Source organism: Mycoplasma sp. 1890, from assembly GCF_053851615.1.
The window spans coordinates 44,363-56,156 of sequence record NZ_JBSQAZ010000001.1; the positions used below are offsets into that span (position 1 = coordinate 44,363).

Here is an 11,794-nt window from a genome sequence, read left to right on the forward strand (position 1 = left end):
TTTAATTGTAGCACAATCATACTTTTTTATGACCTATTTAAGGATATGCAAATTAAAGTTAATAACAACCATACTTTATTAAAAAAGTATAAAATTATTGATAGTTTAATTCAGGGAGTTTAAAATATGATTGATCTAAAATATCTTTTAAAAAATAAGGAAGAAGTAATTAAAAAACTTGCTAACAGAAATTTTGACCATTTAGCACTTGATAAAATTTATGAACTTGGTGACAAAAGAAATTCATTGATTCATAATTTAGAAGGTCTTCAGGCCAAAAGAAATAAACTAAGCGAAGAAATAGGAATCAAAAAAAGAAATAACCAAGATTATAACTTGCTAATGCTAGAAGTAAATGAAGCCAAAAAACAAATTGAATCAATCGAATCTGAAACAAGTCAAATTGTCAAAGAAGTAAATAAGTTATTATTACAAATACCTAATATCCCGTATGATGACGTACCAATAGGATTAAGCGATGAGGATAATGTTTGCATTGGCGAATATGCTAACCTTGGACGTGGATTAGTTAAAAATGTCTTGCCGCATTATGAAATCGCAACTAAGCTTGATATTGTGGATTTCCAAAGAGCCGTTAAACTTTCAAAATCACGCTTTGCACTTTATAAAAACGATGGGGCTAGATTAATTAGGGCGCTTGAAAATTTCATGTTAGATACACATATAAAAAATGGATATAAAGAAATTATGCCAATGCACCTAGTTAATTCAAATATGCTTTATGGCACAGGACAACTCCCAAAATTTGGCGAAGATCTTTTTAAGGTCGAAAATAGTGACTTATGACTGATACCAACTGCCGAGGTTCCAGTCACCAATTTGCATTACGATGAAATATTAAATCTTGAAAATCCTATCAAATATGTCGCATATACTAAATGCTTTAGATCTGAAGCTGGGAGTGGTGGTAAAGATACAAAAGGCTTAATTAGACAACACGAATTTCACAAAGTTGAACTAGTTAAATTCGTTAAACAAGAAGATGGCTTATTGGAATGACAAAAAACGGTCAATGATGCAAAAAGCATTTTAGAATTACTAGAAATACCTTTTAGAGAGCTTATATTATCAACGGGTGATACGGGATTTGGGTCAGCTAAAACAATTGACCTTGAGTTGTGAATTCCTTCTGAGCAGAGATATCGCGAAACTAGTTCAATTTCAATTTATAAGGATTTTCAAGCAATTAGAGCAAAAATTAGATATAGAACTAAAGAGGGAAAAACTAAATATGCATACACAATAAACGGTTCTGGTTTGGCCATTGATAGAGTTGTTGCTGCTATCTTAGAAAATTATCAAAATGAAGACGGTTCGATAACTGTTCCAAAAGTTTTAGTTCCATATATGAATAAAGAAATAATAAGATAAATAACGTTTAATATTTTTAACAACTAAATGTTATTAAGAAATCAAATTATAAATTCTTTATTATCCTAAAAATGGGGAAGAATAAATATGCAACCAGAGAAAAACGAAAATATTCAAAATGAAAATGTGTTATATGAGGAATCAAAAAATTTGTTAAAAAAACTTAATGAGCCGTTAAATTCCTATGAAGATTTCACTAAAATTTTCTCGATTGAGGAAATAAGTAAGAAACAACATGATGATTTTTGCAAACTATATGACGGGGAAGAAGAATATAACCAAGAATGAGGCCACACATTTTTCTGTTATTACTACTATCTTAGTAAACATAAAATTATTGACTCAATAAAAAGAGATTTCTTCCTAACAAAGTCAAAATCAGAAGAAAAATTATATAGTTTAACTACCTTAGAAATTCTTGACAAATTGCCAAATATGATTCTTTTTTTGGATAGAAAAATTCTTGCTAATAAATATATTTGGCTAGACACCAAAATAGGCGAAATTCTATACTCAATGTATGGTGAAACAACATTTGGTTTTTTAGATAAATATTTTGAAACAAATGAAAGAATTACATTTAACCCTTTTTCATACATCATAAATCAAGAAATTTCTAAGCAACTAAAAAAGTTGAGAAATACATATAAACTCGACAAAAAAATATGATCTAAATAAATAGATTAAAATTGTTTAAATTAAAACCGCATGCCTAACGTTGCGGTTTTTTTATTAATAAAAATAACTCTTAGAACTCATGTGAAGTAATATTTAAACTATCCACAACAATAAATTTATCACCTTTTTTAGCACCATATTCCTCTAAAACTTGACGTCCAGCATCGTGATTATATTTTATTAAAGATCTTACAGCTTCTGAATGCTTTTCACAAAATACGCCTGCAGTTACTCCATAACTCCATACAAGTTTGTCGTCACTTACAACACCAATAATATGAGCGTTAGGACGATACTTAGCTACCTCTTTTAATAATTTACCACTATGTGATAAAACAATAGCAAACTTATAATCGCCAGGTTGCAATATTGATGCTACTTCATAAGCAATTAGCATTCTTGAATTTTGATCATTAGCAACCTTTTGAATTTGTTTCTCATAGAATAATTCAGTAAAATATTCTTTTTCAGCTCTCTTCGCTATTTTGGCCATTGTTTTAACAGCTTCAACTGGATATTTTCCAGATGCGGATTCACCAGAAAGCATAGTTGCATCAGCACCTAATTCAACAGCGTAATAAACATCAGTAACTTCTGCTCTTGTTGGTAAAGGATTATTTTCCATTGAGTCAAGCATTTGTGTTGCAACGATAACATTCTTTCCTTGAATTCTTGCTGCACGAATAATTTTCTTTTCTCAATATGGAACGTCATAATAAGGTATTTCTAAACCTAAATCACCTCTAGCAATCATAATTCCATCAGATGCTCTAATTATTTCGTCAATATTGTTAATTGCCATTTGAGATTCAATCTTTGAAATTATTTGAATATGTTGTCCGTTATGCTCATCAAGAATTTTTCTTATTTGATTAACCTGTGCTGCATTATTAACAAATGATGCTGCTATATAGTCAACTTTATATTGAGTTCCTCAAATAATATCATTAATATCTTTTTCTGATAAAAATGGTAGAGAGAAATTAACGCCCGGAATATTAACTCTTTTATTTGTTTTTAATTTATGAGAATTTATAGTTTCAACAATAACTTCATTAGGTTTTACTTCTTTAACAATAGTTACCAATTTACCATCATCAATCAATACCTTATTGCCTTCATTAACATCTAGGTCCATACGATATGAAACGGTAATAGTATTCTCATCTCCAATTAAATTTTCATATGATTTTTTATCTGTTCTAATAGTTAATTTATGTTTAGCAGGAATTAAGCAAACGCCATCTTGCATCTTACCAATTCTGATTTCTGGCCCCTTTGTATCCAACATCAATGAAATTGGTCTATCTATTTCTTTTGATATTTGTCTAGCAATGTCAAACTTTCTTTTATGATCGTCAATTGTGCCATGTGAAAAATTTGCTCTAATGGTTGTAACACCAGCTTCAATTAAAGCTTTCATTGTTTCATAACTTTCACTTGAAGGTCCGACTGTAGCGACTATCTTAGTTCTTAGTTCATTAAATTTCATGTTATGCCTTTCGAAATTTTTTATATAATAAAATTTTACTCTTTATTTAAAACTTGTTTTTTTAAATAATGATAAAAATACCAAAATTACTTTCCTTTAAAGATTTTTTAATTTTACATTAGTTAAGATTTGACTGCAATAATAAATTAGCAAGATAAAAAATTATTTTTCTACTAATTTTAAGGGACAAAATATACAAGGTAGATAAAAATCTACACAAAGATGGGAACAAACAAATAAGATTCAATTATTAACTTTTTAAAACACCAAAAACTTATATGCTAAAATCAATTTTGTTTCTATACCTAAAGAATCTTTCTTTGCCAAAAACATATTTTGACAATAAAAATTGCACTAAAAAACAATATATTTTAATTTTATAAATACAACCATAGTTTAAAAAAATATTTAAAAAAGCGAAATTTAAAAAATTAGTAATAACATATTAGGTTCTTTTTTACTTTATATTATTTAAAAATTAAAATAAATAAATCTTTCTTTAAGAAGCATCAAAAATTTTTTGCACTATAAATAGTAACGTCTATCATTTGATGTTAGTAATTTCATTGATGATGTAGTATTCTTTTAAAAGTTTATTTACTACCCAAAAATCAAAAATGTATGAGGATTTATAGTCTTGGTGCCTTTGATAATGCAATTAAAAATGAGCATTCAAAACGGTTAATTGCAAAATATAAATCATTTTTATATGACATAGTTCAATGTAAAGAAGCAATTTAATTGTCAAAATTCCCCTTTATTAATTTTTTGTAATCATAATTTTTAAAAACTCATCTAAACTTTAAAAACTAATTATCATTATATAGTTTATGAAGCGCTGCGTTGTTTTCCTTTTAAAAGATGACTATTTGTAATTTCTTAATATCATAATATTAAATTGTTATAAAATTATTTAAGAATTAAAATAAATTTATATTTTAGGAAAAATTTATGGAAATTGGTTTTGATAATAACAAATATATTAATCTTCAATCTGATGAAATTAGGAAGAGAATTGATAAGTTTGGCAATAAATTATATGTTGAATTTGGTGGAAAACTATTCAATGACTTTCATGCCACAAGAGTTTTGCCAGGATTTAAACATGATGCAAAATTACAAATGCTGTTAAAACTTAAAGACGAAGTTGAAATAATGTTAGTAATTGCTGCCCAGGATATAAAAAACAGAAAAATAAGGTCTGACATTAATATTACATATGAAGAGGATATTTTTAGAATTATTAATAAATTTAAAAAATATGACCTTGAGGTTAAAAATGTTGTAATAACACAATATGAAGATTCTATTCAAATCAAGTCCTTTATTCATAGGCTAACTAAACGAAGGATTAATGTTGTTAAGCAATATCATATAAAAAACTACCCCCACGACATTGAACATATTGTATCTGAAAGCGGTTTTGGCAAAAATGATTACGCTATTACTAAAAAAAGAATCATTGTCGTAACGGCTCCAGGACCAGGATCTGGGAAATTAAGTGCAATACTTTCACAACTATATCACGACAATAAGAATAATATAAAATCTGGCTATGCTAAGTTTGAAACTTTTCCCATTTGAAATCTACAAGTAAATCATCCTACCAACCTAGCATATGAAGCAGCTACAGTAGATTTAAATGATATAAATATGGTCGACTCATTTCATTGGAACGCATATAAAATCAAGGCGACAAATTACAATCGAGATCTTGAAGCATTTCCAATATTAAATAATTTATTAACAAAAATATACAATACATCACTGTACAAATCGCCAACAGATATGGGTGTTAATATGGCAGGATTTTGTATTACCAACGATCAAGCAGTTACCATAGCCTCTCAAAAAGAAATAGTATGTAGGTATTATCAAACCAAAGTAAATTACCAACAAGATAAATGTCCAAAAGTCTATCTAAATAGATTAAATAAAATAATCAAGAATAATAATATTGACCCTAATATCATAGGATCAATAAAATTTGCAAATGAATATACCAATAAAAATAATGTAGTTTGCTCAGCTATTGAAATAAATTCTGGTCATGTTTTGTTAGGGAAAGAATCTAAGTTATTAAATTCTAATAGTGCTGTAGTTCTAAATGCCTTAAAGTACTTTGCAAAAATTGATTCAACAATTGACGTTCTAAATCCTGATGTCATAGAATTAGTTAAGGATTTAAAACAAAACTTACATTACAATCATCTATCACTTGATGTTAAAGAAACACTTATGGCCCTTTCAATTAGTGCGCTAACATCTAAAATAGCTAAAAAAGCATATGATCAAATTAATAAACTTGCTGGTTTATATTTACATAGGACCACAATATCAAGCGAATCTGATAAAGAAATTTTAAAAAGTATGGATATATATTTAACCGAACAAGTTGAAGTAATAAAACATTAAGGAGAAATTATGAAATTTAATCGTATATTTTTTATTGTAACAGATGGTTTAGGAATTGGACCTGAGCCTCGTCAAGAAGAATTTGGTGACAAAGGTGCAAATAGCTTATTGCATGCCTCTGAAGCCTTACCACTAGAAATTCCAACATGAAAATCATTAGGTGTTACCGAAGTAGCCAAAATTGCAGGACATAATCAAAAAGTAAAAAAACCGCTTGCATATGTTGCAAAAATACATGAAATATCAAATGGAAAAGATACTCTAACCGGGCACTGAGAAATGATGGGAATTTATACAGAAGTTCCAAACCCTCAATTTACTCAAAAAGGCTTCCCTGATGATTTGGTAGCTGAACTATCAAAAGCATTTGATGGAAGAAAAATTATTGGTAATAGAAACGCTTCTGGTACAGTTATTTTAGCTGAACTTGGTCATCAACATATGGAAAAAGGAGATATGATTATTTATACTTCTCCTGACTCGACTTTGCAAATTATTGGTGATGAAAAAACATTGGGTGTTGAAAAACTTACCGAATATGCAAAAAGAGCAAGAAAAATTTGTTCCTCAAAACCAGAATGGAATGTAGCAAGAGTTATATCGAGACCCTTCGTTTATGAAAACGGAAAATTTACAAGAACATTCAACAGACACGACTTTGCAAACAAACCAACAGGGCACATTATTCTTGAGGACTTACAAAAAAAGGGCATTGAGGTTATTGCAATCGGAAAAATTAACGACATTTTTAGTGGTGTTGGTATTGATAAAGTGTACGGTCCTGCTTCTGATGATGAAAATATGGACATTGCTATCAATATCGCTGCATCTTCATCAAAGAATCAATTTATATTTGTGAACTTAGTCCAATTTGATAGCCACTATGGGCACCGAGAAGATCCGATTGGATATAGTCAAAATGTTTCAAGATTAGATATTAAACTAGCAAAACTAATTAATGCTATGAAAAAAGATGACTTATTAATTATGACTTCTGATCATGGTAATGACCCAACCTTTGGACCAGACCATACTAGAGAAGCTCTACCTTTAACAGTTTATTCAAAATCATTCATGCATCCGAAAGTTTTAGGGTCGCTAAAAGGATTAGGAACAGCTGGTAATATTGTTGCTAGAAACTTTGATATTCCTACTGTAGCAACCGGCGATGATATTTTTGATGATTTAATATAACAGCTTATCTGGCTGTTTTTATTTATAAATAAAAATACAAAAACAAAAAAAACTATAAAATTATAAATTGTGAAAAAACTAGAAAAAATTACAACTCAAAAAGAGAATTTTGCAAAGTGATATACCGATGTCATACAAAATGGCGACTTAATGGCTTATGGCTCTTCGAAAGGTTCGATTATATTCAAACCATTATCATTTGGAATTTGAGATAATATTCGCCTTATCCTTGACAAAAAATTTAAGACCTTAGGTGTTCAAAATGTCAACCTACCTCTTTTGATTCCAGAAAGTTTATTAGCGAAGGAAAAAAATCATATTGCAGGTTTCAATCCAGAATTAGCAACAATCACTGAAGTTGGTGGAAAGAAACTTAATGAAAAATTCTATATAAGACCAACAAGTGAAGTTTTATTCGGCGATTTCTTTAAAAACGAGGTTGAATCATACAATGATTTACCTTTAATTTACAATCAATGAGTCAATGTCCTTAGATGGGAAAAAACAACAAATCCTTTTTTGAGAACAAGAGAATTTTTATGACAGGAAGGTCATACACTACACTCTAATTCACAAGAAGCACAGGAACTAACTAAGAAAATGTTAGATGTATACACCAACTTTATTGAAGAATATCTAGCAATACCTGTTGTTAAGGGGCAAAAAACCGAGCACGAGAAATTTGCCGGCGCCAATTATACTTTTACTGTTGAAGCAATGATGAAGGATGGCAAAGCATTGCAAGCTGGAACAAGTCATTATTTGGGCCAAAATTTCACAAAAGCATTTGATATCACATTCAAAAATAAGGAAAACAAACTCGAAAATGCTTATGGAACATCATGAGGTGTTTCGACAAGATTGCTAGGCGCGTTAATAATGACTCATGGCGATGATAGAGGAATTATTATTCCACCTAAAATTGCTCAAATAAAAGTCGACATTCTTGAATTATTTGCCTCGAAAGATCCAAGAGTGGCACATGTTGCTGAACAAATTCATGAAAAACTAAATGAATTAAATATAGAATCAAAAATAGATAAAACTAATAAAAGTGCAGGGTATAAGGCTGCCAATTCCGAAATTCATGGTACACCTTTAAGAATTGAAATAGGTCCTCGAGATCTAAATGAAAATAAGGTTACACTTGTCAGAAGAGATACACTCGAAAAGATCAGTGTCTTTATTGATGAGGCAATAAATAAAACTCAAATGTTATTGGTAGATATACAAAATAACCTATTAAGTGAAGCAAAAAAGAGATTAACTAACAATATAAGAATAGCTTCAAACTATACAGAATTCAAGAAACTGATTGAAGATGGGTATTGAGTTATAACTAAATTTAATGGCAACGGCGATGATGAAGATAAAATCAAGGAAGAAACCGGAGCTTCAACACGGTGCATACCTTTTAATGTCAATATATTGCCAGAGTATGAAAATTGTTTCTATACAAACAAAAAAACTGATAAAGTTGTTATTTTTGCTAGAGCATACTAAATGAACGGAGATTAAATATGTACAAGAAATTACTACAAAACGAATTAAACGACGATCACTTGACAGGCAAAGCGGTTTTGGCTTTTAGAGCGGTTTGATGTCCACCATGCCAAATGATAGGCCCAGAAATCCAACGTTTAGGCACAGAAAATGAAGGAATTAATGTTTTTGACTTTGATATTGATCAAAATCGTGATTTTGCACGTGAAATGAACGTATCAAGCATACCTTCATTGTTCTTCTATGTTGATGGAAAATTAATTAATACTTCACAAGGATATATGCCTGCTGAAGAATTAATTAAAAAATTTAACAACTAAATAAAATATGATTAATTTTAAACCAAAAGCCTATTTTACAGACTTAGATGGTACATTATTAGATTTACCTAAAACAAAAGAAGGACTAAGTAAAGAAAATTTTGAAATAGTTAAAAGCAAAAACGACTCGGGAATACCTTTCATCATTGCCACTGGACGTTACGCATCAGATTTTGTTCTTAATTTAGCTAAACAAACAAATTCGCCATATGTAATATGTCAAAATGGTGGTTTGATTGTTGATTCAAATGGTGAAACCATATTAAAAAACGAAATTCAAAAAGACACTGTAATGTCTATTGTTGAAATTCTAAAAGAAAAAAAATTATTTTTCATTTTCAATAGTGGTAACACAATCTACGGTACATCCTCTAAACTAAAGTTATTCAGACCTTGAATTAAAAATTTAATTCAAAAAACTTATGATGATATTCCTCATATTACTAATGCCACAAAAATCATTACCTTTGGCGGAAGCAAAAAATATATAAGAATGTTAGCTGAAGAATTGGCCAAGAAATTCAGAAACCTTTCACTTCATATTGTTTCAAAGGGTTATGCGATTGAAATTAATGACATAAACGCAGGAAAAGGAAAAGCAATAGATTATGTCTGCAGACTTCTTGATATTAATCCAATTGAAACTGTACATTTTGGAGACTCGGGTAATGACACTTCAACAATCCCTTATGTAGGGGCATTTATCGCTATGAATAATGCGTTAAAAAACATTAAAATTCAAGCCAAATGAGTAGCTGGCTCTTATAAAAAATCTGGGGTTGCTAAGGCTGTAAAAAAGATCGAAGGTAATAATAACTAATTTTATATTTATTAATAAAAACAAAAATAAGGCACAACCTTTTTTAATGGGTTGTACCTTATTTTTTTGATTGTTTCTAGCAAACTAATACAATGGTAATATTAAATCCCATAATTTTAAGCAATATTTTTAATAAAATCCTCAAAATCTAAATTGTAATGATTTGTTAAATCTAAAATTTTATCTTCAAAATAAATTTCAAGACTGTTTTGTGATTCAAGAAGAGTTTTATCTGTATCGATATCTTTTATAAATGTTTGAAGATAATAATTTGTTATTTCTTTTGTTTTAGTTTCAATATTTAAATCCTTAAATGCATTAGCCAAATCATTTTTAAAATTATTCACTAATTCATCAATTTTTCCAAGCAAATCAATTCTAGTTTTTACGGTTTGATAATTAGCATCAGTCGAAAGGAATTTATCTAATAAAATATTAACAACATCATAATGTGAATTTTTTTCGATTGGATATAATAAAAACTTTTCATAATATTCTTTACCAAGGCTACCGTTTTGAACCTTGTCATTATAAACGTCTATTAATTTATTGGCAGATAATAAAAAGTCAATCAATTGTTTATTAAATGTTTCCTTATTTTCCCATCACAAATCATGTAAATCATAAAATTTTTGCAATTTAGGCATATCAATATTTAAATTATCATCATATAAACCATATCTTTGTATTCTTAACTCTAGTTGTAAATCTAAAAACGCTTTTTTTAGTTCATCAAAAAACGTTGTTTGTGGTGTATAAAGTTTTTGATATTTTTCTTCAATATTTTCTTGAGAAGTTAAAGGATTAGTAAAGTTATAAACATAATTGTTTCTATTAAAATAGGTATATAAAAGTGTTAAAAATCTTTTTAATAAAGGTGTATCAAGATTTTTGACTAATTGTCTATTAATAATAAATTTTTCATAATTTCAATAAAGTCCTTTGTCGTTATAATCCTTTTCTAGAACTTTTTTTAATTTATCATTAAAAACAAAAACATTTTTAAGTTCGTTAGGATAAAGTGGGGACGGGTCATATGGATTATAATAATGCTGGCTGATTTGTTGTCTGACACTTTGCTCATATCTTTCTATAAATGCTTCGGTATTATAATAATGTCTCAATCCCGCTTTTTTAACTTCTTCAACATCTTTTAGATAAATTGGCAGTATTTTATTCTTAAAAATATTATTTAAGTATTCTGCCTTATAATAGCCGTCTGAGATTTTGAATTTTTCATCATTAAATTCTGAATTATCATTAAGAAACTTGCTAAATCTATAGTCACTTTGGTAGTAATCTTTATATTTTTCTTTAAAGTAATTATATTGTTCATTAAGTTCCTTAACATCATAATTAAGAGCAAAAAATTTTAAGGTTGGTTTATCCTCGCCTTTGTACTTATATTTTAGTAGAATGTATAATTCAGCACTAGGATCGTTAATAATATATTTTTCATCTTTTAATTGTTTAATGAAATTTTTATCAACAACCTTGATCTCGTTATATTCTAACTCATCCTTATTTGTTATTTTTAAAACCTTAGTATTATCTTTTAAATCTTTAAATAATTCTGGTTGAAATGGAACTTCTTCTTTTAAAACCACACTATTTTGTCTATCCATTGAAGGTTTAGTTTCTTTCGCTGGTAGCACAGTTTCTTTCTTCATTTGATAGGATTGACCTATCCTAATTCCGCCTAGCAAAGCGCCAACAACAACGCCCGTTCCAAAAATAAGCGGAAGTGCAATAGCTAATGCTTTCCTTTTTCTATTTTTTCTTTCTTCTTGCGAAACATTTCCATCTTGCATATATATTCTCCTTTTCATTTTTATTAGCAATTTATATTAATATTTGATATTCGAAAATAAAATAACGCTTATTTTTTAAACGAATCTACAAATTTATTCTTTTATTTACTAATGGATTTTTCTATCTAGTTTTTACCGATAGATACGCGAAAATTTTAAATTATTTTTT

The 11,794-nt window shown here is 28.6% G+C and carries 9 protein-coding genes; 7 read left to right on the forward strand and 2 right to left on the reverse strand.

The features are described 5' to 3' along the window. The first annotated feature begins 126 nt into the window (after nt 1–126). Nucleotides 127–1,392, forward strand: coding sequence for a serine--tRNA ligase (serS, locus tag ACWXVO_RS00200; protein WP_456001717.1), 1,266 nt, complete (start codon nt 127–129; stop codon nt 1,390–1,392). Between the two features lie 87 nt (nt 1,393–1,479). Beyond that, nucleotides 1,480–2,070, forward strand: coding sequence for a hypothetical protein (locus ACWXVO_RS00205; RefSeq protein WP_456001720.1), 591 nt, complete (start codon nt 1,480–1,482; stop codon nt 2,068–2,070). 70 nt (nt 2,071–2,140) lie between these two features. Here the strand turns inward: ACWXVO_RS00205 and pyk are convergent, their stop codons facing one another. Next, entirely contained in the window at nt 2,141–3,562 is a 1,422-nt protein-coding gene (pyk, locus tag ACWXVO_RS00210; RefSeq protein ID WP_438340534.1) for a pyruvate kinase, read from the reverse strand. Between the two features lie 951 nt (nt 3,563–4,513). Here pyk and ACWXVO_RS00215 point away from each other — a divergent pair. From ACWXVO_RS00215 to ACWXVO_RS00235, 5 genes are all read left to right on the forward strand, one after another. Beyond that, nucleotides 4,514–5,977 carry a DUF1846 domain-containing protein gene (locus ACWXVO_RS00215; protein ID WP_455965987.1) on the forward strand — a complete coding sequence of 488 codons (1,464 nt, stop codon included), beginning with the start codon at nt 4,514–4,516 and terminating at the stop codon, nt 5,975–5,977. 9 nt (nt 5,978–5,986) lie between these two features. Next, nucleotides 5,987–7,171, forward strand: coding sequence for a phosphopentomutase (locus tag ACWXVO_RS00220; protein ID WP_455965985.1), 1,185 nt, complete (start codon nt 5,987–5,989; stop codon nt 7,169–7,171). 69 nt (nt 7,172–7,240) lie between these two features. After that, nucleotides 7,241–8,674, forward strand: coding sequence for a proline--tRNA ligase (proS, locus tag ACWXVO_RS00225; RefSeq protein WP_456001723.1), 1,434 nt, complete (start codon nt 7,241–7,243; stop codon nt 8,672–8,674). A 17-nt stretch (nt 8,675–8,691) separates the two neighbouring features. Continuing rightward, the gene (locus ACWXVO_RS00230) at nt 8,692–8,994 is read left to right on the forward strand and encodes a thioredoxin family protein (protein WP_444704934.1); all 303 of its coding nucleotides are present in this window, start codon (nt 8,692–8,694) and stop codon (nt 8,992–8,994) included. Nucleotides 8,995–9,001: 7 nt separating this feature from the next. Beyond that, complete coding sequence (locus ACWXVO_RS00235) at nt 9,002–9,814, forward strand: Cof-type HAD-IIB family hydrolase (RefSeq protein ID WP_438340529.1); 813 nt, start codon at nt 9,002–9,004, stop codon at nt 9,812–9,814. 116 nt (nt 9,815–9,930) lie between these two features. Here ACWXVO_RS00235 and ACWXVO_RS00240 read toward each other — a convergent pair whose 3' ends face one another. After that, nucleotides 9,931–11,625 carry a hypothetical protein gene (locus ACWXVO_RS00240; protein ID WP_456001726.1) on the reverse strand — a complete coding sequence of 565 codons (1,695 nt, stop codon included), beginning with the start codon at nt 11,623–11,625 and terminating at the stop codon, nt 9,931–9,933. Between the last annotated feature and the right edge of the window lie 169 nt (nt 11,626–11,794).